This window comes from Vibrio sp. 10N.261.51.F12 (genome assembly GCF_041471725.1).
Lineage (GTDB): Bacteria > Pseudomonadota > Gammaproteobacteria > Enterobacterales > Vibrionaceae > Vibrio.
The window spans coordinates 135,933-162,045 of record NZ_JBFROV010000019.1 but is presented as its reverse complement, the minus strand read 5'-3'; the positions used below and the strand labels follow the sequence as shown (position 1 = coordinate 162,045).

General features: G+C 43.4%; 21 protein-coding genes. 13 read left to right on the top strand and 8 right to left on the bottom strand.

Features of this window, described 5'->3' with window-relative positions:
* The first annotated feature begins 158 nt into the window (after window positions 1–158).
* The 5 genes from moeA (at window position 159) to AB4405_RS13325 (ending at window position 4,621) form a co-directional block, all read left to right on the top strand.
* Window positions 159–1,394 carry a molybdopterin molybdotransferase MoeA gene (gene moeA / locus AB4405_RS13345; protein ID WP_372061254.1) on the top strand — a complete coding sequence of 412 codons (1,236 nt, stop codon included), beginning with the start codon at window positions 159–161 and terminating at the stop codon, window positions 1,392–1,394.
* Window positions 1,395–1,405: 11 nt separating this feature from the next.
* Complete coding sequence (moeB, locus tag AB4405_RS13340; RefSeq protein WP_372061253.1) at window positions 1,406–2,155, top strand: molybdopterin-synthase adenylyltransferase MoeB; 750 nt, start codon at window positions 1,406–1,408, stop codon at window positions 2,153–2,155.
* 85 nt (window positions 2,156–2,240) lie between these two features.
* Window positions 2,241–2,549: a hypothetical protein gene (locus tag AB4405_RS13335; protein ID WP_102470313.1), complete on the top strand. Its 309-nt coding sequence runs from the start codon at window positions 2,241–2,243 to the stop codon at window positions 2,547–2,549.
* Window positions 2,550–2,560: 11 nt separating this feature from the next.
* Entirely contained in the window at window positions 2,561–3,394 is an 834-nt protein-coding gene (locus tag AB4405_RS13330; RefSeq protein WP_372061321.1) for a sulfurtransferase, read from the top strand.
* Window positions 3,395–3,730: 336 nt separating this feature from the next.
* Complete coding sequence (locus AB4405_RS13325; protein WP_372061252.1) at window positions 3,731–4,621, top strand: LysR family transcriptional regulator; 891 nt, start codon at window positions 3,731–3,733, stop codon at window positions 4,619–4,621.
* Between the two features lie 26 nt (window positions 4,622–4,647).
* On the opposite strand, the gene AB4405_RS13320 is transcribed toward AB4405_RS13325, so the two are convergent.
* The gene (locus AB4405_RS13320) at window positions 4,648–5,631 is read right to left on the bottom strand and encodes a sugar-binding transcriptional regulator (RefSeq protein WP_372061251.1); all 984 of its coding nucleotides are present in this window, start codon (window positions 5,629–5,631) and stop codon (window positions 4,648–4,650) included.
* Between the two features lie 423 nt (window positions 5,632–6,054).
* On the opposite strand from AB4405_RS13320, the gene tal reads away from it, so the two are divergent.
* The 4 genes from tal to AB4405_RS13300 all read left to right on the top strand — a co-directional run bounded on the left by tal (window position 6,055) and on the right by AB4405_RS13300 (window position 10,734).
* Window positions 6,055–7,005, top strand: coding sequence for a transaldolase (tal, locus tag AB4405_RS13315; protein WP_102470317.1), 951 nt, complete (start codon window positions 6,055–6,057; stop codon window positions 7,003–7,005).
* A 69-nt stretch (window positions 7,006–7,074) separates the two neighbouring features.
* Window positions 7,075–9,066 (top strand): transketolase, encoded by a 1,992-nt coding sequence (gene tkt / locus AB4405_RS13310; protein WP_372061249.1) that lies wholly within the window; start codon window positions 7,075–7,077, stop codon window positions 9,064–9,066.
* 155 nt (window positions 9,067–9,221) lie between these two features.
* On the top strand, window positions 9,222–9,674 hold the full coding sequence (locus AB4405_RS13305) for a hypothetical protein (RefSeq protein ID WP_372061248.1): 453 nt from the start codon (window positions 9,222–9,224) through the stop codon (window positions 9,672–9,674).
* Window position 9,675: 1 nt separating this feature from the next.
* Window positions 9,676–10,734 (top strand): GGDEF domain-containing protein, encoded by a 1,059-nt coding sequence (locus AB4405_RS13300; protein ID WP_372061247.1) that lies wholly within the window; start codon window positions 9,676–9,678, stop codon window positions 10,732–10,734.
* Window positions 10,735–10,966: 232 nt separating this feature from the next.
* Here AB4405_RS13300 and AB4405_RS13295 read toward each other — a convergent pair whose 3' ends face one another.
* From AB4405_RS13295 to AB4405_RS13275, 5 genes are all read right to left on the bottom strand, one after another.
* A complete protein-coding gene (locus AB4405_RS13295; RefSeq protein ID WP_372061246.1) occupies window positions 10,967–13,378 on the bottom strand; it encodes an EAL domain-containing protein in 2,412 nt (803 codons plus the stop codon).
* A gap of 3 nt (window positions 13,379–13,381) precedes the next feature.
* Window positions 13,382–14,446, bottom strand: coding sequence for a PotD/PotF family extracellular solute-binding protein (locus tag AB4405_RS13290; protein WP_372061244.1), 1,065 nt, complete (start codon window positions 14,444–14,446; stop codon window positions 13,382–13,384).
* An 86-nt stretch (window positions 14,447–14,532) separates the two neighbouring features.
* Window positions 14,533–15,285, bottom strand: a complete 753-nt coding sequence (locus AB4405_RS13285) for a hypothetical protein (protein ID WP_372061242.1) — start codon at window positions 15,283–15,285, stop codon at window positions 14,533–14,535.
* 214 nt (window positions 15,286–15,499) lie between these two features.
* Entirely contained in the window at window positions 15,500–16,906 is a 1,407-nt protein-coding gene (locus AB4405_RS13280) for a sensor domain-containing diguanylate cyclase (protein ID WP_372061240.1), read from the bottom strand.
* Window positions 16,907–17,173: 267 nt separating this feature from the next.
* On the bottom strand, window positions 17,174–17,878 hold the full coding sequence (locus AB4405_RS13275; protein ID WP_372061239.1) for an aspartate/glutamate racemase family protein: 705 nt from the start codon (window positions 17,876–17,878) through the stop codon (window positions 17,174–17,176).
* A 344-nt stretch (window positions 17,879–18,222) separates the two neighbouring features.
* Between AB4405_RS13275 and AB4405_RS13270 the strand changes: the two genes are divergently transcribed.
* On the top strand, window positions 18,223–20,094 hold the full coding sequence (locus tag AB4405_RS13270; RefSeq protein WP_372061237.1) for a methyl-accepting chemotaxis protein: 1,872 nt from the start codon (window positions 18,223–18,225) through the stop codon (window positions 20,092–20,094).
* An 87-nt stretch (window positions 20,095–20,181) separates the two neighbouring features.
* On the opposite strand, the gene AB4405_RS13265 is transcribed toward AB4405_RS13270, so the two are convergent.
* Together AB4405_RS13265 and narQ are read right to left on the bottom strand one after the other, a co-directional pair.
* Window positions 20,182–20,814, bottom strand: coding sequence for a response regulator (locus tag AB4405_RS13265; protein ID WP_102471252.1), 633 nt, complete (start codon window positions 20,812–20,814; stop codon window positions 20,182–20,184).
* Entirely contained in the window at window positions 20,801–22,525 is a 1,725-nt protein-coding gene (gene narQ, locus AB4405_RS13260) for a nitrate/nitrite two-component system sensor histidine kinase NarQ (protein WP_372061235.1), read from the bottom strand. The genes AB4405_RS13265 and narQ overlap by 14 nt, the downstream gene beginning before the upstream one ends.
* A gap of 255 nt (window positions 22,526–22,780) precedes the next feature.
* On the opposite strand from narQ, the gene napF reads away from it, so the two are divergent.
* From napF to napA, 3 genes are read left to right on the top strand one after another with little or no spacing between them, the layout of a single operon-like run.
* Complete coding sequence (gene napF, locus AB4405_RS13255; protein ID WP_372061233.1) at window positions 22,781–23,260, top strand: ferredoxin-type protein NapF; 480 nt, start codon at window positions 22,781–22,783, stop codon at window positions 23,258–23,260.
* A gap of 21 nt (window positions 23,261–23,281) precedes the next feature.
* Window positions 23,282–23,590, top strand: coding sequence for a chaperone NapD (locus AB4405_RS13250; RefSeq protein WP_102471255.1), 309 nt, complete (start codon window positions 23,282–23,284; stop codon window positions 23,588–23,590).
* Entirely contained in the window at window positions 23,587–26,076 is a 2,490-nt protein-coding gene (gene napA, locus AB4405_RS13245) for a periplasmic nitrate reductase subunit alpha (RefSeq protein ID WP_102471256.1), read from the top strand. Before AB4405_RS13250 ends, napA begins: the two co-directional genes overlap by 4 nt.
* Window positions 26,077–26,113 lie beyond the last annotated feature (37 nt).

Below are 26,113 nucleotides of genomic sequence, written 5' to 3'. Positions count from 1 at the left end.
TCCCGCAAGGGATGATTAGGATACGCGCATTCAATAGTAATTACACCCCCCATTTTATGGTTAGTTTTGTCGACTATCCCAGTTTTCTATCCGCGTTATTGACAAAAAATATGATAAAATCTGGACGATATTAGCAATGAATTAGGAATACATATTTTATGGGTTGCTGCGACGCTCCGGGCTTAATGCCAATCGAAGAAGCATTATCAAAAATGCTCACACCAATAAAACCAATCACAGACACGATTGAACGCTCACTGCCCGAAGCACTCGGTTTTGTCCTTGCTGAAGACTTGTTATCCCCTATCAACGTACCCCCTTTTGATAATTCAGCAATGGATGGGTATGCGGTTCGCATTGCTGATTTGGAAAAAAGCACTACGTTAGTGCTTGCTGGCAAATCTTTCGCCGGGCTGCCATTTGAAGGCGTTTGGCCAGAGAATACCTGCATCCGAATTATGACCGGCGCAAAAATACCGCATGGTTGTGACGCGGTCATCATGCAAGAGAATACCAAAGTTGACGGTGACGCCATCACCTTCATACAAGACAACGTCAAACATAATATGAACATTCGTCCAACCGGCGATGATATTGAGCAAGGGAACGTTGTCTTAGCGCAAGGCGCACGTTTGACTGCACGTGATATTCCCATGATTGCTACATTGGGGTTTAGTCATGTAAAAGTATTTCGCAAGCCCAAGGTCGCCTTTTTCTCAACGGGTGATGAACTCCGTCCGTTAGGAACCACGTTAGAAGACGGGCAAATATACGACAGTAATCGTTACGGCATTAAACCCCTGATCGACAACTTTGGTTGTGAGGCGATTGATCTTGGCATTATCCCCGACTGTCAGGAGACGCTACGTAATACCTTTATTAGTGCGCAAAAAGACGCTGATGTCGTGATCACTTCTGGCGGTGTAAGTGTGGGTGAAGCCGACTATACCAAAGACATCTTAGAGGAATTGGGGCAAATTGGGTTTTGGAAACTTGCTATCAAACCCGGCAAGCCTTTTGCCTTTGGTGAGCTGGACCACGCATGGTTCTGCGGCCTACCAGGCAACCCAGTATCGGCCGTGCTGACCATGTATGTTCTGGTTCAGCCCTTACTTGCAAAGTTAGCTGGACATTCCCAGTGGAAAGCACCGGAATCTATCCCTGCAATCACGCAAACCGCATTTAAAAAAGGCCCTGGTCGCACGGATTATCAACGCGGTATTTATTCTATCGTTAACGGCCAATTTGAAGTCGAATCAACAGGTAACCAAAGCTCAGGAGCCTTCCGCTCAATGAGTCTAGCTAACTGCTTCGTGGTATTAGAGCAAGATCGCGGTAATGTGGCGATTGGAGAGACGGTACAAATTCAACTCTTAAACTCAACGCTGTATTAGTAGGGGACAAATTGGACATTCTTTCTGATCACGAGATGCTTCGCTACAATCGCCAAATCATCATGAAAAACTTTGATTTTGATGGTCAAGAGGCATTAAAACAGTCATCAATATTGATGATTGGTGCGGGTGGACTTGGGTGTGCGGCAGGGCAATACCTTGCTGCTGCTGGTGTTGGTCACCTCACCATTGTAGATGATGACACTGTGGAGCTTTCGAACCTACAGCGTCAAGTGCTACATTCGGATAGCGATGTTGGCTCAGCTAAAGTCGATTCAGCGAAAGCCTCTCTCTGTGCGCTTAATCCAAATATAGCGGTAACCGCGATTAAAGACAGGTTAGACGATGACGAATTATTAACGCTTATCCAGACACATACTCTTGTCTTGGACGCGACAGACAATGTAGAGACTCGAAATCAGCTCAATAGACTATGCTTTAAAACTAAAACGCCGTTGGTATGTGGCGCCGCCATTCGAATGGAAGGGCAAATATCCGTCTTTACTTATGACAATGAGGCACTGCCTTGCTATCAGTGCTTAAGTGCGTTGTTCGGCGATACCAGTCTTTCCTGCGTTGAAGCGGGAGTCTTATCCCCTGTTGTAGGTATTATTGGCTCAATGCAGGCATTGGAAGCGATTAAAGTTATCGCTCAATATGGACAAGTAAAGACCGGAAAGTTGTTAATGTTTGATGCACTCACGTTAACGTGGCGAGAATTGGGGCTACCAAAATCCCCTACGTGCCCTACCTGTAGTTAATGGCAATAGCATTAGCATTAGCATTAGCAAGTATGCAATTGGATGGTCGTGCGTACGTGGTATAAAAAATGAAAGGAGTAGCGCCTTGCAGTCATTAAAAGTCGGAATTAGTCTTCTCGCTTTGGGTATCGGCTTATTGGCGTTTCTCCTGTGGTTCCCTCTTACCCGCACAGTCGCTACGATTCAAGGACAAGTCATGAGCCAGACCTTAACGCAATCCTTAGATGGCAACCGCTATTACTTGACCGTTGAGCTTCCCGATAAATCGACCATCCGTGTCAATACGGATCTGAGCCGTCGCTGTCAAATTGGCACCTTAGTCACCCTGAATCAACTCCAAAACCCATTTTCCACGACGAGCACTTATCAATTAGTGTCTTGTCAGCAACAATAAAGAAGGACACTATAATGTTGCCACTTGTCAGTGCGACCTGGTTATATGAGAAACTAGGTGAAGATGACTCTCTTGTGATTTTAGACACCAGTATTGAATTCCAAATTCCTATGGAACCACCAAAGGATACATCTGGTGTGATTCCGCAGTCTCAGCGTTTTGATTACGACCGCGTATTTTGCGATCTAAACAATCCACTCCCTCATATGATGCCTTCTTCGCAACGCTTCAACCAGCTCGCCTCTGAGCTAGGGATTACTCCTGATTCCATCATAGTGGTGTACGATAATTCGGGGACTTATGCTTCCCCAAGAGCCTGGTGGATGCTTAAAGCTCTTGGTTTTGAAAGCGTCTACGTTTTATCTGGTGGCCTACCAGCATGGAAAGCCCATCAATACCCCGTTGACTCCGGGTATGTCAACGCGAACGTAACATCATTAAATCAACCCTTAAGTAGTCAATTTTTTCTCACCGCGGAACAAGTTCTCACGCATTCGTCCGAACAAACCAGAAAAATTGTCGACGCTCGCTCTTTAGCCAGGTTTAGTGGCAAAGCGAAAGAACCGCGAGAAGGCGTCCGCAGTGGTCATATTCCTTCCTCTCTTTGTTTACCGTTCGCTGAGTTGATGCGCGATGGCACTCTTAAACCAAAAGAAGAACTGACGACTCTGTTTACGGGTATTTCTGAGGATAAAAGCACACCGCTCGTGTTCAGTTGTGGGTCAGGGGTGACCGCTTGTATTCTTGCTCTTGGTGCGACGATTTGTGGGTATACCGACCTAGCGGTATACGACGGTTCATGGACAGAATGGGGCCAGCGACTCGACTTACCCGTTGAGGTATAACGGAATGGAAACAATTAAGAATGGTTACAGCGGAGTAACAAGAGGCAATTTCAAGCAGAGTGACCGAATCACCCCTTAAATGACACACAAAAATGCCCACGAGATTAGTGGGCATTTGGATTAGCTTTGTACTTCTTGTACCCGTATACAATTCCAATCTGCAAGACTTTGAGAGTCAGGAAGATCATCTGGTCACCTATGTTATGAGACTCTTTAAGCGTAGTTCTATTTCGCTAATTAGCAAGTTCAATACAAGTTTGACCATAAAAGCAAGATGACAAATCATTGCATTATCATATAAGATAAAAACAATAATTTTTTATTATGGTATGACGCGTGATAAATACGACATGGCTCAACACTTATAGAACACTGGTTGAAGTGGGGCATTTTACTCAAACGGCTGAGAAATTATTTATGACTCAACCCGGCGTCAGCCAACATATCAAGAAACTTGAGCGGGACTTAGGCGCGGCGCTTATCAGTCGCGAAGGAAAGACCTTTGAACTCACAGAACAGGGGGAGATCGTTTACCGTTACGCCGTTGATCTTGCCAAACATGAACAAGTATTGAAAGAACAGCTCAGCTTCGATGACCCGCATCAAGGCGTATTCAATATCGCCGCCCCTGGCGCAATCGCAACCGCACTCTACCCTGAGCTCCTTTCTTTACAAACGGTGTACCCTGGTCTTTCAACCAATTTAGAAGCCGCACCAAATAGAAAGATCATAACGGATGTTCTAGAAGGTTATGTCGATATCGGCATCGTGACGTATATCCCTAATCAATCCGAGTTATCTTGCGAGCTTATTGGTCGACTAGAGATTAGCCTAGTGACACCCAAAAACTATCAATCTAGTGGCAGTATTTTGAACGATATGACGACATTAGGCGTCGTGGCTCACCCAGATGCACAGCACTATTTTGAAAAGTTTTTCGAAAACAGTGGCCATGAAGAATTACACGACTTAGATTGGGGAAAGGTCAAGAAGGTCACCTATATCAACCAACTGAGCCAGATTCTTCAGCCGGTCTCAATGGGCATTGGAATGACGGTACTCCCTAAAGTGGCTATCACTCATTCCGTCTTCAAAGATTTAGTGACGGTAAGCCCCACTCCCAATGCCATCACTGAACCACTGTACCTTATTAAAAAGAAAAGAAGAGTGTTACCTGCTCGATATCACGCCTTGCTTACCGCGCTTAATGATCGTGATTTCTCTTAAGACTCTTTTCACCCAAAGTTGTTTTATCAGAGACGGTGTTCCACGTTGCGCATCTGTTCGTCGAGATTAAGTACCGTTAGGGCATTACTCACGCTGGTTGCAATCACATCGATAGCCCCCGTTCTTAATGCCCCAAGCAACGCCATTGGCTTACTGTTTTCCGAAGCAATAGCAATCACCTCAGAAATCATTCTGAACTCTTCTAACCCAAGCCCAATAACGCGGTCACTCATCACCGTATTAGCAGCATTTCCATGAATATCGAAAAAATCATACCCAGCAAAATCCCCCACGACACCTTGGTGAAGGCGCGCTTGAACCACTTCATCGGCCGTGAACCACCCGAGGTCAACCATGTAACTGTTTTCACTCATGTCACCAATACCAATCAACGCCATATCGGCTTTACGCGCTAGATCGAGGGTTTGTTTAATGGTCGCGTTTTGCATAAACGCCAATTTTTGTTCTTTATTCTCGGCATATGCTGGGGCGTAAAGTGTCTCTGATGAGCCCCCGTAGATTTTTGCTAGTTGACGGCAAATATGATCGGCATTGAAAAGCCCACCTCGAGGATGAATACCACCAATGCCACAAACAAACTTACAAGCTCGTGGGCTTATAACACCAGTATGATGGGCAACCGCGGATACATTACGTCCCTGCCCCACGGTAACAACCATCCCTGTTTTCAGCGTTTGCGCGAGGTAGCTTGATACTAAACCGGCGACCTGATTACGCTGCGATTGACCATCTGGTTGATCCAATGCAATCAAAGCACGCTTCACCCCAAAACGCTCGACTAAGCGTTGCTCTATCTTAGCGCTATAAACTGGGTGGTACTTTACCGTGATATCAACAATGCCTTCGTCTCTCGCCTGTTTGAGTAAGCGCCCTATTTTTGCTCGAGACACACCAAATTTCTTGGATATTTCTTCTTGAGTGGCGCCATCTTGATAATATGCAACAGCAATTTGGGTAAGTACATCTGCGCTTGTTTCTGAGTTATCCATATACTTAAAGCTCTACTATTCGTCCAATCACCCGTAAAGAGAGTGTACATTGGTTCACACGTTGAACATATGTATCAGCATAAGGCATTCATGACATTTGCTCAATAGCATTACAATATCTCAGGCCACTTTGTGAGCGATACGAGGATAACTGTCGCCACGCACCGTAAGGGCGAACGACAAAAGTGCGCCTTTGGTATCAAAAACGAAAAGCAATCCAATGAACGCTTCATTTTGTAAGGGTATTTTATTGACTTTTCGTCTGCATGAGTTAAATATGGGTCAACATTTACTCACGAGCTAAACACTTGCTCACGCATGAATGCTCGCTGATTAGGATTTTGTTCAGTAGCTATTTTAAGACGCTACTGATGTCGCACTTAGATTATGAGACGGCCTTGCCTCAACTATAGGAACGTACCGATGAGCAATAAATTAGCGCAACTACGCAAACTGACGACGGTTGTCGCCGACACTGGTGACATTGAAGCAATTCGTAAGTACCAACCAGAAGATGCTACGACTAACCCTTCTCTTATTTTGAAAGCGGCACAAATCGCAGATTATGCCCCGCTTATCGACCAAGCGATCGAATACGCTAAAGCACAAAGCCAAGATAAAGCACAGCAATTGCTAGACGCTGGAGATATGCTTGCTGTTAGCATTGGTAAAGAAATTCTTACTACCATCCCTGGTCGCATTTCGACAGAGGTCGACGCTCGTCTTTCTTACGATACTGAAGGCAGCATTAAACAAGCTCGTAAGCTTATCAAAATGTACAACGACGCGGGCATTTCAAATGACCGCATCCTAATCAAGCTTGCTTCGACATGGGAAGGCATCCGTGCCGCAGAAGTGCTCGAAAAAGAAGGCATCAACTGTAACCTAACGCTTCTATTCTCTTTCGCGCAAGCTCGTGCTTGTGCTGAAGCAGGCGTATTCCTGATTTCACCTTTTGTCGGTCGCATCATGGACTGGTACAAGGCTAAAGAAGGTCGTGATTTTGAAGCGCAAGAAGATCCGGGTGTTGTCTCTGTTACGTCTATCTATAACTACTACAAAGAATACGGCTACAACACGGTAGTGATGGGCGCAAGCTTCCGCAACATCGGTGAAATTCTTGAGCTTGCCGGTTGTGACCGCCTAACGATCAGCCCTAACCTGCTGCAAGAGCTAGAAGAAGCAGAAGGCGATGTCGTTGAGAAACTTATCGACTCTAAAGGTACCGCGACTCGCCCGGCTCCAATGACACATGCTGAGTTCTTGTGGGACCACAACCAAGACCCAATGGCTATCGAGAAATTGGCGGAAGGTATTCGCAACTTCGCTATCGACCAAGGCAAACTTGAAGAAATGCTAGCGGCAAAACTTTAACGAATCCCAAAAAGGCACTGATTATTACGGTGCCTTTTTTAATCACATTTATAAATATTGGAATACACAATGAATCGTAAACAACTTGCTAATGCAATTCGTGCTTTAAGCATGGACGGAGTTCAACAAGCTAATTCAGGTCACCCTGGTGCTCCTATGGGCATGGCAGACATCGCTGAAGTACTATGGCGCTCTCACCTAAATCACAACCCGTCAAACCCAGAATGGGCGGATCGCGACCGTTTTGTTTTATCGAATGGCCACGGCTCAATGTTGATTTACTCTCTGCTTCACTTGGCAGGCTATGAGCTTTCAATCGACGACCTAAAAAACTTCCGTCAACTTCATTCAAAAACGCCAGGCCACCCAGAGTATGGTTACGCACCGGGTATTGAAACCACCACAGGCCCATTAGGCCAAGGTATCACAAACGCTGTTGGTATGGCGCTAGCAGAAAAAACGCTTGCAGCACAATTTAACAAAGAAGGTCATGATATCGTTGACCACTTCACCTATGCATTTATGGGTGATGGTTGTCTTATGGAAGGTATTTCACACGAAGCCTGTTCTCTTGCTGGCACACTAGGTTTAGGTAAACTTGTCGCATTTTGGGACGACAACGGCATCTCTATCGATGGCGAAGTAGAAGGCTGGTTCTCAGACGACACACCTAAGCGTTTTGAAGCGTATGGTTGGCATGTTATTCCAGCAGTTGACGGTCATGATGCTGATGCAATCAATGCTGCCATCATCGCCGCAAAAGCGGACCCTCGCCCAACGCTTATTTGCACTAAGACCGTTATTGGCTTCGGCTCTCCAAACAAAGCGGGTACGCATGACTGTCACGGTGCCCCACTCGGCGCTGAAGAAATCGCGGCAACACGTAAACAACTTGGTTGGGAGTATGGTCCGTTTGAAGTTCCGTCGGAAATCTACTCAGAATGGAATGCGAAAGAAGCAGGCGCAGCTAAGGAAACAGCGTGGAATGAGAAACTTGCAGCTTATGAGGCAGCATACCCAGAGTTGGCAGCTGAATTCAAACGACGCGTAAATGGTGATTTACCAGCACAATGGGAAGAGAAAGCGTCGGCAATCATCGCTGATCTTCAAGCTAATCCAGCCAACATCGCTTCACGTAAGGCTTCTCAAAATGCCTTAGAAGCTTACGGTGCAATGCTACCAGAATTCCTGGGTGGCTCTGCTGATCTCGCTCCGTCGAACCTCACTATGTGGTCTGGTTCTAAGTCTCTAACAACTGAAGACTTCTCTGGTAACTACATTCACTATGGTGTGCGTGAGTTCGGCATGACGGCGATCATGAACGGCATCGCATTGCACGGCGGTTTTGTACCTTACGGCGCGACCTTCCTAATGTTTATGGAGTACGCTCGTAACGCCATGCGTATGGCGGCTCTGATGCAGATTCAAAACATTCAAGTTTATACGCATGACTCAATTGGTCTTGGTGAAGATGGTCCTACTCACCAACCCGTCGAGCAGATTGCTTCTCTGCGCCTAACACCGAACATGAGCACATGGCGCCCGTGTGACCAAGTAGAATCTGCAGTGGCTTGGAAGCTGGCTATCGAGCGTAAAGATGGTCCAACATCGCTTATCTTTTCTCGTCAAAATCTTGCTCAGCAAGAGCGCGACGCTGAGCAAGTTGCAAACATTGCTAAGGGTGGCTACATCCTTAAAGATTGCGAAGGCAAGCCTGAACTTATTCTGATTGCCACTGGCTCAGAAGTTGAGCTAGTTGTAGAAGCGGCAGCCCAGCTAACCAACGAAGGCAAAAAGGTACGCGTGGTATCTATGCCAGCAACCGATGCATTTGATAAGCAAGATGCTGAGTACCGTGAATCAGTATTGCCATCCGATGTGACCGCTCGTATCGCAGTTGAAGCGGGTATTGCAGACTTCTGGTACAAGTATGTTGGCTTTGGTGGCAAGATCATTGGTATGACAACATTTGGTGAGTCAGCACCCGCAGGTGAACTGTTCAAAATGTTTGGTTTCACCGTTGAGAATGTAGTCCAAACTGCAAGAGAGCTCATTGATTAACCTTGTATAGAATCGTTTATAAAACCGAGTCTAAGTACTCGGTTTTTTTATTCTTAATACACACCAATCTCAAAATTAGCACACTTTTATGCTTGATAGCTGCTTATAAATTTCTAAACTCACTATAAGTATACCGTTTGATAAGGAAATCAACGATGAAGATGCTACTCGTTCTTATGTCACTGCTTCTTAGTCATTTTTCGTTCTGCGCCCAACTCACCATTGTCGATAAAAGTGACGTAGTACACACCTATGACTCTCAGCAACTGCTCAACATGGCGCAACACACAATTACTACCGACTTACCCTGGTTAAATAGTGCATCAACATTTTCTGGCGTTACCTTTGAAGATTTGTTTAACGACGCAGGTTTAGACATTCCTTACACTGTCACGCTCACTGCACTTAATAATTATCAAATTGTGTTAGATAAAAAAGATATTGAACAATTTTCACCAATCATCGCTATCCTCAAAGATGGCAACCCTATGAGTGTACGGGAGAAAGGTCCATATTGGGTTATCTTTTCTCTCGAACTTTACCCTGAGCTAGACAATACAGATTATCATGCAAAAATGATTTGGCAGCTGAAAGAAATAAGGCTTTAGCATGAGTCGTTTCATCAAAGTATTTCCTTTAAATGTTGCTAAGGTTGTACTCGCGACCCTAACCGCAGCGGTTCTTGCTGTTAATATCGTCACTATAAATAAAGTTAACGAAATTAATGAAGACCTATCGGACAGGCAGAACGAAGCAACTTGGTTTGTTTTTCAGCTCGTCAAAGAATACGCGCAGTTCGTCACTGAGATGAAAGTTGAGTCGACTAACTTTAAAAGCCTCTGGCTTGCTTACGATCTCACCTGGAGCAGGTTTGACATTATCATTAATAGTAAGGAATCTGCAAATTTCATCAAAGAAGCTAATTACCATACTTTCTTTGTTAATCAGTTTGAGCATTTCAAACGCCTTGAAAAGCCCGTTGAATTAATGATTTCTGGTAAGATTGATAAACATATTTTAACACACCGCATTGATCTTAGTTTTCAAGAATTGATTACTTTTATTAACGGCAATTTTCGACTTCAAAGCCCCATACATGAAAAAAATCGATATGAGCTTGAACGTCTCATGTTATTACAGAAAACCACGACTATGATTTTGGTCACGCTTTTCGCATTGATACTGATTGTATTTTGGGTTGAGTCTCGGTTGCGTGTAACAATCCATCGGCGCGATGCATTAACAGGTTACTTGAATCGAGGTGCACTGACCGACGACTTGAAAAATTCATTATTGAAACCACATTACAGCTTGTTATCAATTCGCCTTTTGAATATTGAAGAGGTTAATCAAAAGTATGGTATTGACTATGGTGACATTATAATTAAGACTGCTTCGAAAAGGGTTGCCAGCTACCTAGAACACGATTTTAAGCTATACCGATACAGTGGGTCTCAATTTATAATACTTGGAAAAACACCTGAAGCCTTCCAAAGCGAACACACAATAAAAGCGATAAAAGAAAGCTTAGAAGAACGCGTCATCCTTGGTGATATGGAGTTGTTAATGGACGCGGCAGTCAGCCAAGAACTCAACATTCATCGTTCAATGCTTTTAGAACGTTTGACATTACTTTCACGTCGAAAGCCTGCGTCTGCTCACGGGTGACTCTGATCAGCGTAAATATACCTCAACACCTGAGTTTTAGACCTTTACTTCTCAACTCTTGTTTACTTACAGCGCTCATTAATTATAATCAACATGACAAAATGTTAATATATTCGTCACCGGATTATTTTCACTAGTGACGCAAAAGTAATAAATATTCCCGAACGTTACCTTCAGAACTTAAACATAATTGTCGTTAGCTCCTTATCCCTACACCAATCACTAATCGTCGTTATCTGTTAATACCAATGATAGAAATTTCTTCATATTTTTCAGCCATTTCGCTTGGTGAATAGCTTTCATAAAAAGCACAAAAGTCATCATAATTTAGTGGTTTACTAAATAAATAACCTTGCAAGGAGTCACACCCAATCTTGCTTAGATACTGGCATTGATAGCCATCTTCAACCCCCTCTCCCACGACTTTTGCTCCACAGGTATGTGCTAGAGATATAATCGAAAACAACATCCTTTCATCGTTAGCATCAACACCAATGCGATCCACAAAGCTCTTATCAATTTTCAACTCATCAACAGGATAATTAAGCAACTGGTTTATTGACGTAAAGCCTGTCCCAAAATCATCGAGCGATACCCTAAACCCTAAGCCTCGCAACTCAGCAATTAATCCTACCGTCTCTTTTGTACTTTTCACATAACTGGTTTCGGTAATTTCAATAATTATTAAGTGATGTGGTATATTATATCTATCACACGACTTAGTTATATTTTCAATAAAAAATTCATTGTACAATTCCAAAGCCGAAACATTTACAGACATAGAACCTTGGTAGTTACATGTATGATGCATATTTGACAGCGCAAAAAATGCGTTATCAAATACCCAAGAATCAATATCAACAATAATATTAGCTTTCTCTGCTATTTGAATAAATTCATCAGGACCCGCATTCAAATCATACAGTTTAGGGCAGCGTATTAAAACCTCTAGGCCTTCAATCTCTAATGAAGCAGAGTTGATCAACGGCATAAAGTTGAGTACAAAGTCCCCATTCTCACAACACCCCAACAAAATTTTCTCTATTTCATCACGCCGCTCTAGTTGACAGATAAGTTCTTCATCAAATAATACAAATGACTGTAAGCTTCTTATCTTTCTTGCTTTAATAAATGCCTCTTCAAGCCCCTTTTGCCAAAGGTGACTATAACCTTCAAGGAATATAGGGAAAACCGCAGTGGAAGTGTCGACACTAAAGTTATAGCCATCTATATTGATGCTCGTTTTCATTGAACGTTCAAATTCAGTAATAATTTTACGTAATCGTTGATGACTGTCAGCCTCTAACACCGCGAGAAAACGGTTACTCGAATAGCGACTGATCGAATAATCACTGCAGCCTAACCCCAACTTTGTTTGATGCTCACAGACGAAATGGCGAATACACTCTGCAAGTTGAACCAAAACTAAATCCCCAACTTTTGTTCCATAAAGATCATTTATTTTTCGAAACTCTTTCACGTCCCACCCCACCACATACGTTTGTTGGTTGGAGTAGCACTCTATACGCTTCTCGATATGAGTAATAAATGTTCTTCTATTTGCGAGGCGTGTTAAATTGTCAAAGTCGGCTTCAAACTTAACTTTACTCAAGGTATCAATGTAAGCATTTTTTAACACAGATATTTCATCTTTACCTCTAGAGCGTTTGAAATACCTTAACTCCTGCCCACCTGTTCTAATATCTTCTATTAATAGTTTTATCGGTGAAATTATTCTATAGCGAATAACAAAAAATATTGTCAACAGGAGTATCAGTTCAACTAAAATAACGTAGACAGAAGTTTGTATTAAGAGCTCTTTTTTATAATCAAAGTAATGTTCCTCCATAATATGAATACCAATTGTCATCTGATCATTAGAGAAACGTAGTGATTGTCCACCTATTATACTATTACCCACTTTTTCATAGGTTTGTGTTGGGAGGTTACTAGGTGAAAACAAAACCACATCAGAAAAGTCCATTATGATACAGGGTAGCGATTCAATTTCCTTATATAATGCACTCAACTGTAGCAACGGGCCATCAGTAATTAATAACGAACGTCTAGGCTCCCTATTAGACCGACTGTCTTCAGGGAAAAGCTGCTCACTGTAAGCTCCTACATACGTGTAACGTATCTCTCCATTAGCAAGCTGGTAGGTAAAACCATCATCGATAAACATGTCACCCAATGATACTTTGACGTGCATATCAAAAACTAACTGGTAAATATCATCGGATAAAGTAGGCACATCAAATGGCCCTGAACGTTGTGACGATATTATAATATTAAACAATTCATCAGCAACAAACGTTTTAACACCGCCTAGGGCTGCCACTCGTTCCTTTGCTACCAGTAGGCTTAAGTGTTTCTCCACAAAGCTCCTGCGAACCAAGTCTCCGGTATCTTGAAGTAACCTAATAAACTGGGCAGTTCCGGCTATTTCATGAGCAAGTGCAGCGACACCGCGCTCTTCATATTTAGAAGCCTCAATGGCACCCAGTACTTTATCACGCCAACGAGTTTCTTCTAGATCTTTATAACCGCTCAAACGTTGATGATAAGTCAACGCACCGGCGATAACAATCAGGACACTAAGTGCGGGGACGAGATAAAGGTGTAACCGTTTTAGTAAACTCATCGTTTACCTCAACTCTTCTACCATTCTTTGACGTGTTAGTAATCCCAACTCGCTAACTGGCCGGTACAAATAGCTGTTTGCAATAATAGAATGTGGGGGATTCAAGACTGGGTCTTGCAAATAATTTTCACTAACAAACTGTAAAGCACTTTTATTAGGCGTTGAAAACCATGTATCTTCGGCATTGAGCGCTGCTACTTTGGGTTGAGATAAATACTTAATCAATGTTTCGATTTGGTTAGTCATCTTCACTCCTGCTGGTACGGCTAGGCATTCCAACCAGATTGTTGTGCCTTCTTTTGGTGTCACATATTCCCATTTATCTTCTTGCCCCTTTGCCTCTGTATTTAATACATACGCATCCCCAGAAAAGCCATAAGCAATATCTATTTCCGATAGTTTACTTGGTGTAGAAATATAATTTAGAATATAGTTTTGAGTGTTGATAAACGGTCGTTGTGACTCCAAAATACTGTAAGCTTTTAACAACTCATCTCGGTCTGTATCGAATGGATCACTGCCAATCGAAAGCAACGCGCTTGCGACTAAATCTATTGGGTGGTAATACATCGCAATTCGGTCATTTAACGCCATTGTAGGTTGAAGCAAATCGTTCCATGAAGTAACAGGTTTGTCGAAGGCTGATTTTCGGTAAAGAATACCGCTTGTCCCCCAAGCATAAGGGATCCCATAATCTCCGCAGGCGTTTAACCATTTGTCGTCATAATGACGCTCTATATCCTGACGCAACAGAGACAGAGATGATATTGCTCCTTGTTGAGCAAGCAACTGAAGACGAACGCTTTCAACAACTACCAAATCAAATGAATTTCGTCTATCACTAAGCATAACCTCATCACGAATGCCTTCATCTGCAAAGAATGTTTCTTTTAGGTGAATACCAGTTTCTTCATAGAAATCACCAATCACCTTTGCCGACAAAAAAGCTTCCCAATTGTACAAGTGCAGAGTGTTGTTGCTCTCTTTACCGGCTAAACCAGAAGCAAATAAAAGCATCGACGCAGTGAGTACAAAACGGCATACCACCTCTTCCTTGATAACTAACATAAGCCACTCCTTGCACACCTTACGATTGTAAGATTAGCTCAATAACACACCGTATGTGATTTGCACGCTTCTCAAAGTTGAGAACCTTAGTCAATATATGATGCTTCAAGCGCCCCATCCTGGGTGTTTTTCAACCGAACCGTATCGAGAGTCGATTCTCCAGTGCGCATATTGACGGTTAGTAGGTAGTCATGCTCTGGGTCACCATAATGCTTAAACACAAATTGATAACGGTGAGAAAACGATAATATCGGCACCTCTTCAACAAATGACAGATCATAACCATCTTGCACATAAATCTCTTGAATCTCTGCGTTTTTCTGTGCAATTTCCTGCTCTACACTTCGGTCGAATTCTTTTTGGACAGACGGATTACTAGGATAGGATTGACCATCATACTCCATGGTTCTCAGTGCACCGTCGCTCCATACCAAGATATCACTCCATCCGTTAGAACGGCGATCGGAACGCAAAATTGGCTCGCGAGTGACGGTCATCGCGCTGATTTGATGACCTTTGGCGTCAAATATGTAGGCGTTACACCCACCAGAGCCACAAAAATAACTATCTTGCATCAACACCATTATCTCGCTATTGCCGTCATTATTCAGATCGGCAACGCCCGCTTTAAATTTGTAATCTTTATCGGTGAGTTTTTGCGGAATTAATATCTTTTGGTTGACGAGAATATCGACGTTATCAAGGCCATATGACTCAGGTAGTGGTTCCTGAGTACCTTGAGGCTGACAGCCCGCTAAAAAACCAGTCAATATCATTAATGTAGTCGGTATCACTAATCGAGTCGACACCAGTAAAGTAGCAGCAGACAATCCGTTCACAGTATTTCCTAACATCCGTTAATTGAGTTAAGTGTATGAACAGATTGTCAATATCACAAGTGTACCGCGAATGTTGACCATTGCCATTATGTCGAAGCGCATACAACAGTCTGTCAGGCTAATAATATTCGCGCCTTGGCGAGCGGTATAATGAATAAAGTAAAAACAAACAGCAGGTACCACTACTGTTACTAGACAAAGCAATGCACATTCGTTAACCGATTTCAGCGTAGACGTTGTCATCTTTACAACGACCAATGACACTTACCACCGCTTGGTTTTTGCCTTGTGCTTTGGCTTGGTACATGAGTTTGTCGGCATCGACTAGCGTGGCAAAATCTGAAGCATTTTTATAAACGGCGCATCCAGCACTAAGACTGATCGAAGTAAATTCGACTTCAGGTACCCTAAGCCCTCGCACAAGCGCAACGATGCTTTCGACCTGTGATTGTGACCGCCCCACACCTTCACCAATATAAGCAACCGCGAACTCTTCTCCACCTATTCGTGCGGCAATTTGATTATCATTGGTCACAGACTTTATGACGCCAGCGACAGCTTGTATCACTACGTCTCCTTTGATATGACCGTACCGATCATTAACCAGCTTGAAATCATCAATATCAAGAATCATAACAGTGAGCGTTGTCCGGGATAATTTATACGCTTCCAAGCACTCCATGAACCGTCTCCGATTACAAAGCCCAGTTAACGCATCAGTCTCAGACAAAGCTTTCAGTTCTTTATTGACTAAGGTAAGGCTATCGGTCTTTTTACGGACATTATGCTTGAGCGACACGGCGTATACGCCAAAGCACAGAACAATAAAGGCAAGTGCTACTGGTAGCAAAAATTGTGGGTACACCGTTTGTATATGCATCCAACGACTTAATATCCTTTGCTTTTCTTCCGATGAGATATGGTTAAACTTATTGGACACATCGACCAGTGTACTTAGATTAGATTTTGAGGAGGCAATATAAAGCATACCACTGTATAAGTGCTTAACGTCGACAAACTCCTGCTTAACATCGCCGCTAAGTAAATAATAATTGGCCACTTGTAAGTCAGCACTAAAGGCTAATAATTCCCCCCGTAAAACCGACTTAATCATCTTTTCGTTATTAGCAAACGACTTCAGCATAAGATTTGGGAAATGCTCACGAAGGTATTCTTCTTCATAGCCGCCCTTCACAACACCTACTTGATAATCGTGTTCGCCTTGCAAAAACACATCGGCATCAAAATTAAGCAACTGCCTGTGGAAATAAAGTTGGGTATCGAGTTTTAGTAAATCCGTTCCAAACTCTAAGAATTGGTCACGAACATTTGAACGCAATAGCCCGGCATGGATATGAACTTGCCCTTGCCTGACAAGATCAATTGAAGGTTGCCAGTCAACCAACTCAAACATGATATCCACATTGTTTACTTCTCCATAGCTTTCCCATAGATCAATCAAAATCCCTGCAGGTTCCCCATTGTCATCAATGTACGAATAAGGTTTCCAGGCTTTAGAGTTCGTAACGGTCAGTGTTTCATTAGCAGACTGAGCAGTACCAGCACAACAAATCAGAGTTAACGCTAAAAAATAGCGCCATACCGACTGTAATAACGCCACAATTCGTCTCCTGTTGATGTCACAGAAATGGTTAATGAATATTATGTATAGTCATAATTTATGTGATCTGCAGCCAAGGAATCTTATGAATACGATCCGGATCTCATAATTTACACATGTATCAGCAGCCGTTGTGAACAACACCGTTTGCATAACGTTTGATACCTAAAGATTGGTTTGCTAATACGAGTGAATTAGCGGAAAAGTGCTAGCAGCAAGATGTACAAAACCTTGTGCTAGCGCGACTTAAATATTGAATAGCAATGCTCAAGACTCTCTTTCTTTACCTAAGGCAAAACGAATCGCCGCCTCACTGTGAAGCTGCGTCGTATCATACAAAGGAACCGAGGTATGCTCTTTATTGATCAGCATGGCGATTTCGGTACAACCAAGAACAATAGCTTCTGCACCCAGCTCTTGAAGGTCTGCCACAACTTCTAAGTAATCTTGACGAGAGTTAGAGTTGATATCACCTTGAACCAACTCTTTATAAATAATGTCATGGACAAGCCTGCGTTGAACACCATTTGGAACCAACACCTTGATACCTTTTGCTTCTAAACGGTCCCTATAAAATCGCTGTTCCATGGTAAACGCAGTGCCTAACAGCCCAACAACCGTTCGCCCATCTTGTAATAATGCCTGTGCGGTCGCATCGGCGATATGAAGTAACGGAATCGATACCTGACATTCTATGTCACTCGCGACTTTGTGCATCGTATTGGTACAGATCAACAAACAATCGGCGCCTGCAGACTCTACTGCTTGTGCGGCATGACCTAAAATACACGCGGTCTCTTGCCAGTTTCCTTCATGCTGAAGTTTTTCTATTTCCGAAAAATCGACACTGTACAATGCAATTTTAGCGGAGTGAAATCCGCCTAATGCGTCTTTCACACCTTCATTGATTAATTGATAGTAAGTGGCCGTTGACTCCCAGCTCATACCGCCGAGCAATCCGATCGTTTTCATTCACTTCATTCCTTGAGTTGCTATATTGGCCGATTAACTTAAGCAAATCCTTGCCAACTGTTCAAGTTACTCATCTCATTGCATTGAAATTCTGATAGCTCACCACATAACCTTACTAATTATTAGCCACATTTACGTCACGCTCATTATCGATAAGGCAAAGTGCTCAGACCAGTAAAAATCAGCAAAAATATATTAAAGTAAACCGACAAGGTACCGATAATATAATCAGCTATACAAAACAGTGTACTCAAAAACTGCTTTGGCATAAAAAATCATAATCATAAGAAGGTCTCAACGACTAACCACCCCATTGAAAGATGATGTTAAATCAAAGGTAATGTATGAAATTTAGTCACAAAATTGTTTCTGCATCGGCAGCGTTGCTGCTCGTAACAGTCTCTACACTGGGTGTTACCCAACTGCTCACAGTAAGAAGTGAACTTCAAACCCACATCGATACCAGTATCAATGAACTGATCTCTGGCGTTAAAAACACTATTTCGTACGATCTCGATGCTAAACGTGATTTCGCAAGCTCTGTCACCGAATCTATTGAACTTAATCCAATCGACCAAGATTACGTGATTGACATTATTAGCACGCCGACTCTCAAGCGCACTTTCCAAGCCGTAGGGATTGGTTATGACAATTCAGGGTCGTTGGTAAGTAATGATGGTTGGGTACCGGATGCCGATTATGATTCTCGTACTCGACCTTGGTACAAAGAAGCTAAAGCTGCACGTGAGACCATTATTACCGATCCGTACGTCGATTCGTCGTCAAAGAACGTCATCATTTCTCTGGGCTCACCTATCAATGACAAAAATGGACAATTTTTAGGCAGTGTCGTTTTTGATGTTGCTCTCACTGCGCTTGCTGAAATGGTGAATCAGACTGACCTCTTTAATGCGGGTTACCTATTTGTGGTCACTGATAAAGGGATGACCATTGCTCACCCTGATAGCAACTTTAATGGCCAACCTATTGGTTCATTCCTGCCGAATATCGCCTTAGTTGAAGGGACACAGCAACTCAGTTTTGACGGCAAAGATTACCAAGTTAACTTAGTGATGGTTCCTGAAGAAAACTGGTACGTTGGGGCGATCATTGATAAAGGTATTGCGTTTTCGGCAATTTCAAAACTACGTGACCAATCCATATTTTTCATCGTAGCGGGTCTATTAATCAGCGTGATTGCGTTGACGATATTAATCCGTTTTTTAATGAAGCCACTAAATGCACTTAACTCTGCCATACAAGACGTCGCTAATGGTCATGGCGACCTGACTCACAGACTCGACACGAATACCGATGAGGAGTTCGCAGAGTTAGCTCGAGGATTCAATACATTTACTGAGAATCTTCAAAACCAAATCATTCAATCAAAACAAATTTCGACGAAAATCATGTCGCTGACGCACCAAACGACTGATGGCGCTCAACAATCAGCGCAAGCAATGACCACGCAACTACAAGAGTTAGAACAACTCGCGACAGCAATGAATGAAATGGCGAGTACATCGGCAGAAGTGGCCAATAATGCTCAAGGTGCCGCAAGTGCAGCTCAGGAAGCCGATAATGCGACACAAGAAGGTTCGACGGTAGTCATGGACACGACTAACGCAATTAGCACCTTGTCTGCCAGTATTGATGACGCGGTCCATGAGGTTCAAGGTCTTGAAACGGCAACCGACAATATCGAAACGATCCTTAAAGTGATAAACGATATTGCTGATCAAACGAATCTACTAGCCCTCAATGCCGCTATCGAAGCCGCTCGCGCTGGCGAGTCAGGGCGTGGTTTTGCAGTGGTCGCCGATGAAGTACGAACATTAGCGCAGCGAACGCAAGAATCAACAACTGAAATCCGCAATATGATAGAGCAATTACAATCAGGTGCACACTCCGTGTCAACCGCGATGACACAAAGCAAAGACAGTGCGGTACAGGCTGTTGAACGTGCACAAAAAGCCAATGATGCATTAGATAAAATTCGTCAATCTATCACGCAAATCTCAGATATGAATATGCAAATCGCAGCGGCGGCAGAAGAGCAAAGCCTCGTGGCTGAGGAAATTAACTCCAATACCGTTAAGATTAAAGATCTCAGTGAACAAGTATCGAGTGCGGCCTGCGGGGCAAATGAAGCGATGGATGAACAAATTAACAATGTGAGTGAACAAGAGCAGATATTAGGTCGATTTAAAGTCTAGAAACGACGCAAAAAGATAGCTGATATTTAAAAGGCACTCCTATGAGTGCCTTTTCTTTACCTGAGTGTGCTGTCGGTAAGGTAGGTGTTATTTTAGGTCGCCATATCGCTCAAGATACAAGATCGTCGCTGCTGTGCGTGACGGTACTTGTAGCTTTCGGAGTAAACTTTTCATATGCACTTTAACTGTGGATTCAGATATAAACAAGCGATCGGCTATTTGCTTGTTTCGGAACCCTTTCGCCACTTCTTGCAAGATCTGGGTTTCACGTTCTGTTAGAGAACTAAAGACATCTTCCGTATTGCCTCTCTCTTCGAGATATTTTTCTATAACACGACTGAACGCCTTAGCCCCAACAGCTAACCCGTTTAATCGTTCAATCATCTCATCTGGCTCAGTATCTTTAAGCATGTACCCATCAGCGCCAGCATTGACGAGTGATTCAATATCAGCGGGGCTATCTGATACCGTTAGGATCACAATGTGTCCTTGAAAGTCATCTTCACGTAGGGCTTTCAAGGTATCTAATCCAGACATTCCCTTCATATTTAAATCGAGAAGAATCAGATCAGGTTCATGCTCTTTCGCCAACGCAACCGCATCGACACCATTACTGGCTTCAGCAATGACATCAAACTCATCTTCAAAACTTAACAACTGCCCAATACCCCGTCTCATCAACGGGTGATCATCAACTAACAAGACCTTACATTCGCTCACTCTGTGGCTCCTTACTTCTTTGAAATATTAATACCACTTCACATCCTGAATTTTGCTCTGCCGTTACCGTTAAATGTGCATTTAGCCGCGCTGCTCGCTCTTGCATAATGCTCATACCATAATGGTCTAGCTTTTCAGTATTTTGGTCGAACCCTACACCATCATCAATTATTTTAACAGTAACAACGCCATTATCATCTTCAATCGAGGATACCGTGATCGTTCCTGCTTGTGCGTGCTTTATGGCATTGAGCACAGCCTCACGAATCAACTGGAGCAAGTGAACTTGTTCGTTCACTCCCAACTCAAGCGATGACAATTGATTGTCTAACTTGATATCTGCCTCTGTGCGCTGACCAAGTTGGTGTAACATCTCCGACACCGCTTCTCCAAACGTCCCTTCTTTTATTGATAACCGGAACGTTGTCAGTAGTTCTCGTAGCTGTGTATAAGCACTGTCTAATCCAGCTCGAATATCATTCAGAACCACCTGAGAGCGACTGCGCTCAACGTCTGTCAGTTCCTTCGATAAAGAACGATTCAATAACGTGACCTGAATCTTTAAATACGATAGCGATTGAGCCAATGAATCATGCAGCTCCCGAGCTATTGTCGCCCTTTCTTCCATTACAAGAATATGCTCACTCTGCCGTTGTGCCTTGTTATAATAAACAGCACGAGACAAAATCATCACAAAGTTATCAATCAGGTCTTCATCGGCGCACGGGATCCCAGGTTGATAGCGCAACGTACCTAGGGTTTCACCATCTAAGTACAAGAGTTTGGTGTGGACAGCTTGGTCTGTGAACTCACCCTCCGTCGCGACCCAAGGACGCCCTTCTACTTCGTCTACTTTTAGCTCAACAGCTACCACTCCCTCGACGCTATATATATACGTTAATATGGCGCGAAAATTTTCATGGGAAATTCGAGTCCCTGCTAGCTCTTGCGATGACTTGTATAACACTTGAAGTGATTGATGCGCATGTTGTAGTTTATGCGTTTTTTCATTAACGGCTAACTCTAGACCTCGGTACAATTTACCCAAATCTGTGGCCATGTTTTGAAAGGCGCGCGATAAGATTCCTAACTCATTGTTCGATTGAATATCAACCATGACATCAAAAGATCGATTTTGAATTTGCTCACTTGCGGATATGAGTTGACCAAGCGGACGAACAACCTGCTTGCGAACAAACAACACAACGTAAATTGCGACAAGTAGAATCGCACCAAGTCCAAATCCACCCGCCCACGCTAGCCGAATCAGTTTATTTTCAGAGTGCTCTTGCAAGTTCAAAACAAAATGATCGATTCGGTCCACAAAATCAGCAACTAAAAGAAGATATTCTGCCCTATCGTCACCATCCAAGACTTTCTTCAAATCGTGCCAGCGATAAATGAGTTGATAGTACTCATGAGTGATGTGTTCGGGTACATCCCAAGCTTGTAATGCCAACATAGAGGACGAATACAACGAGGCTTCAAACTGTTGTACATGCAAGTGATACAGAGTGGAGTCGGCTTGAATATCATAGGCTAATCGATAACTCTGCATCCTCATCGAACCTGAGACATTGACCGCCTCTGCGTCATTCAGACTAGACGCCAACGTCAGGATCGCAAAATTAGTGGTCACCACTGAAAGCAGTAAAATACCTATCATTGCCTTAGCGATAGTCCCGGTTAACGACTTGGTCACTCGTCTCATGTTTTCTTCATCTCGCCTACAAGTTTACATACTATCGTATTCTACCGAAATTGTAGATCACACTGCCTCGATTTATAGCCTGTAATTTATTGATCTAAAACAATGATAGCCTAAAATTAACCCCTAAGGGGTATTTATACAAATGTGTCAAAAACTACAATTTATATGTTTATTAATTAAAGATTGTTAACAGATCGATTTACACTCTTTAAGAGTACAAATACTGTCAGAAAACGGTCTTTATTGGTGGTGTGAATGGTTGATATTTCAAAGCGTCGTTTTTTCACAAGAAAACAGATCGACACCACACAAGCGCGTTTACCTTGGATTAAACATCTCCAAAGCTTTACAGACTTGTGCACGCGATGCGGAAAATGTGTTGAAGCCTGCGAAACGAAAATTATTAAAAATGGCGACGGCGGCTATCCAAGTATCGACTTCACAATCGACGAATGTACTTTTTGCTATAAATGTGCAGAAATCTGTCCACAGCCTATATTTAATAGCAAGGACACTCTACCGTGGGAAGCCAAAGCAGTCATCGATGATTCATGTTTCGCGCATAAAAATGTCGAATGCCGAAGCTGTGGAGATGCATGTGAAACCATGGCAATCCGCTTTAAGTTACGAATTGGTGGAGTAGCTTTACCAGAACTCGAGTTAGATGAATGCAATGGATGTGGCGCGTGCGTGTCTACTTGCCCTGCTTCATCAATCTCTGTGAGCAATTTATAAAAACAATGAGAAAAACTATTTATGTCACTAAATGAAGTGCACATTTCAAGTTTAGTAGTGCATTGCAAGGCTGACGCGCTTGCAGAAGTGAAAGCGAAAATCGAATCATACGACAACGCTGAAATTTATGGCGACAGTGAGGACGGCAAGATTATCGTTGTCCTAGAAACCGAGAACCAAGGTTACGTTACTGACACCATTGACGCTATTAACAACTTACCAAATGTCCTCAACACAGCTTTAGTTTATCACCAAATTGAGACTGGCTTGGAAGAGGATTCAAACACTAACACTGGAAGTAACCATTCCCAACTTGAGGGTGAAGTATGAAAATGACAAGACGAGCATTCGTGAAAGCGAATGCAGCGGCATCAGCGGCCGCGGTAGCAGGTATAACCCTACCCGCTTCTGCGACTAACCTGATCGCTAGCTCAGATCAAACGAAAATCACCTGGGACAAGGCCCCTTGTCGCTTTTGCGGTACAGGCTGTTCAGTCTTAGTTGGGACTCAAAATGGTAAGGTTGTGGCCACACAGGGTGACCCAGAGGCTCCAGTAAACAAAGGCCTAAACTGTATCAAGGGCTACTTCCTTTCAAAAATAATGTACGGTAACGACCGCCTGCAACAACCACTCCTTCGAATGACTGATGGTAAGTACGACAAAGAAGGTGAGTTTACGCCAATTTCTTGGGATGATGCTTTTGATATCATGGCTGAGAAATGGAAAGCCTCATTGAAAGCGAAAGGACCAACCAGTGTCGGTATGTTTGGCTCAGGCCAGTGGACTGTCATGGAAGGCTACGCTGCCGCCAAAATGATGAAAGCAGGCTTCCGTTCAAACAACATTGACCCGAACGCTCGTCACTGTATGGCTTCTGCCGTTGTTGGTTTCATGCGAGCTTTCGGTATCGACGAACCAATGGGTTGTTACGACGATTTTGAGAACGCTGATGCATTCGTGCTTTGGGGTTCGAACATGGCAGAAATGCACCCAGTACTATGGACGCGCATCACTGACCGTCGTTTAAGCCATCCGCATGTCAAAGTGAATGTACTCTCTACGTACTACCACCGTTCATTTGAGCTTGCCGACGAAGGTTACATTTTTGAGCCACAATCTGACCTAGCTATCGCAAACTTCATTGCAAACTACATCATCCAAAACGATGCAGTTAACTGGGACTTCGTTAATAAGCACACTAATTTCAAGCAAGCTGACACCGATATTGGTTACGGTTTACGAGACGATAATCCTCTTCAACAAGAAGCGGCGAATCCAAACTCGGGTAAGATGAGTGCAATTAACTTTGAACAATATAAAGCGTCTGTTGCGCCTTATACTGTTGAAAAAGCGTCTGAAATTTCAGGTGTTTCAGAAGACAAATTAATCCAACTCGCCAAGCAATACGCAGATCCGAATATCAAGGTCATGTCCTTGTGGACAATGGGTATGAACCAACATACTCGCGGCGTTTGGATGAACGGCCTTGTTTACAACATCCACTTGTTGACAGGTAAAATTGCCACTCCAGGTAACAGCCCATTCTCTTTGACAGGCCAACCATCTGCGTGTGGTACCGCCCGTGAAGTGGGTACATTTGCACACCGTCTGCCAGCAGATATGGTTGTTGCTAACCCTAAACATCGCGCGATCGCCGAAAAAGAATGGAAACTACCTGAAGGTACGATTCCACCGAAACCAGGCTTCCACGCTGTACAGCAAGATCGCATGCTAAACGACGGCGTACTTAATTGTTATTGGGTACAATGTAATAACAACATGCAAGCGGGTCCAAACATTAATGAAGAACGTTTACCTGGTTACCGCAACCCAGAAAACTTCATCATCGTTTCAGACCCTTACCCAACGGCTACTGCACAAGCTGGTGACCTTATTCTCCCTACCGCTATGTGGATTGAGAAAGAAGGTGCTTACGGTAACGCAGAACGTCGTACTCAAGCTTGGTACCAACAAGTTGGTACTGTCGGAGAGTCAAAATCTGATCTTTGGCAAGTCATGGAGTTTTCAAAACGCTTCATGATGGAAGATGTTTGGCCTGAAGAGCTACTAGCAAAAGCGCCTGAGTATCGTGGTAAGACGATGTACGATATGCTATTTAAAAATGGTCAAGTAGACAAATTCCCGATTGAAGAAGCGCGTGAGCTGAACGACGACGCTCATCACTTTGGTTACTACGTGCAAAAAGGGCTATTCGAAGAATATGCCGCATTTGGACGTGGTCATGGCCATGATTTGGCACCTTATGACACTTATCATCAAGTTCGTGGTCTTCGCTGGCCAGTGGTTGACGGAAAAGAAACACTATGGCGCTATAAAGAGGGGTCAGATCCTTATGCCAAAAAAGGATCGGGTTGGGATTTCTATGGTAAGCCTGACGGCAAAGCATGGATCATTTCTGCCCCATACGAAGCGCCACCGGAGGTTCCGAATGAAGAGTTTGACCTTTGGTTATGTACAGGCCGTGTCTTAGAGCATTGGCACACAGGCACCATGACTCGCCGAGTTCCTGAGCTGTACAAAGCAGTTCCAGACGCGGTTTGCTACATCCACCCTGAAGATGCAAAAACACGTGGTCTTCGTCGTGGTGATGAAGTGGTAATGTCAAACAAACGAGGGGAAGTTCGCGTCCGTGTGGAAACTCGTGGCCGTAACCGCCCACCTCAAGGATTGGTTTTCGTTCCATTCTTCGACGCTCGTATTTTGATCAACAAGCTGATTCTAGACGCTACTGATCCTCTGTCTAAACAGACAGACTTCAAGAAATGTCCGGTAAAAATCACTAAAGTTGCATAATTAACAACGAGTAACAATTTAATGGCTGTACGGCATG

Coding starts and splice junctions, on each gene's coding strand:
- moeA (WP_372061254.1), top strand. CDS start 159: ATGGGTTGCTGCGACGCTCCGGGCTTAATGCCAATCGAAGAAGCATTA.
- AB4405_RS13320 (WP_372061251.1), bottom strand. CDS start 5,631: ATGGATAACTCAGAAACAAGCGCAGATGTACTTACCCAAATTGCTGTT.
- tal (WP_102470317.1), top strand. CDS start 6,055: ATGAGCAATAAATTAGCGCAACTACGCAAACTGACGACGGTTGTCGCC.
- tkt (WP_372061249.1), top strand. CDS start 7,075: ATGAATCGTAAACAACTTGCTAATGCAATTCGTGCTTTAAGCATGGAC.
- AB4405_RS13305 (WP_372061248.1), top strand. CDS start 9,222: ATGAAGATGCTACTCGTTCTTATGTCACTGCTTCTTAGTCATTTTTCG.
- AB4405_RS13300 (WP_372061247.1), top strand. CDS start 9,676: ATGAGTCGTTTCATCAAAGTATTTCCTTTAAATGTTGCTAAGGTTGTA.
- AB4405_RS13295 (WP_372061246.1), bottom strand. CDS start 13,378: ATGAGTTTACTAAAACGGTTACACCTTTATCTCGTCCCCGCACTTAGT.
- AB4405_RS13290 (WP_372061244.1), bottom strand. CDS start 14,446: ATGTTAGTTATCAAGGAAGAGGTGGTATGCCGTTTTGTACTCACTGCG.
- AB4405_RS13275 (WP_372061239.1), bottom strand. CDS start 17,878: ATGAAAACGATCGGATTGCTCGGCGGTATGAGCTGGGAGTCAACGGCC.
- AB4405_RS13270 (WP_372061237.1), top strand. CDS start 18,223: ATGAAATTTAGTCACAAAATTGTTTCTGCATCGGCAGCGTTGCTGCTC.
- narQ (WP_372061235.1), bottom strand. CDS start 22,525: ATGAGACGAGTGACCAAGTCGTTAACCGGGACTATCGCTAAGGCAATG.
- napF (WP_372061233.1), top strand. CDS start 22,781: ATGGTTGATATTTCAAAGCGTCGTTTTTTCACAAGAAAACAGATCGAC.
- AB4405_RS13250 (WP_102471255.1), top strand. CDS start 23,282: ATGTCACTAAATGAAGTGCACATTTCAAGTTTAGTAGTGCATTGCAAG.
- napA (WP_102471256.1), top strand. CDS start 23,587: ATGAAAATGACAAGACGAGCATTCGTGAAAGCGAATGCAGCGGCATCA.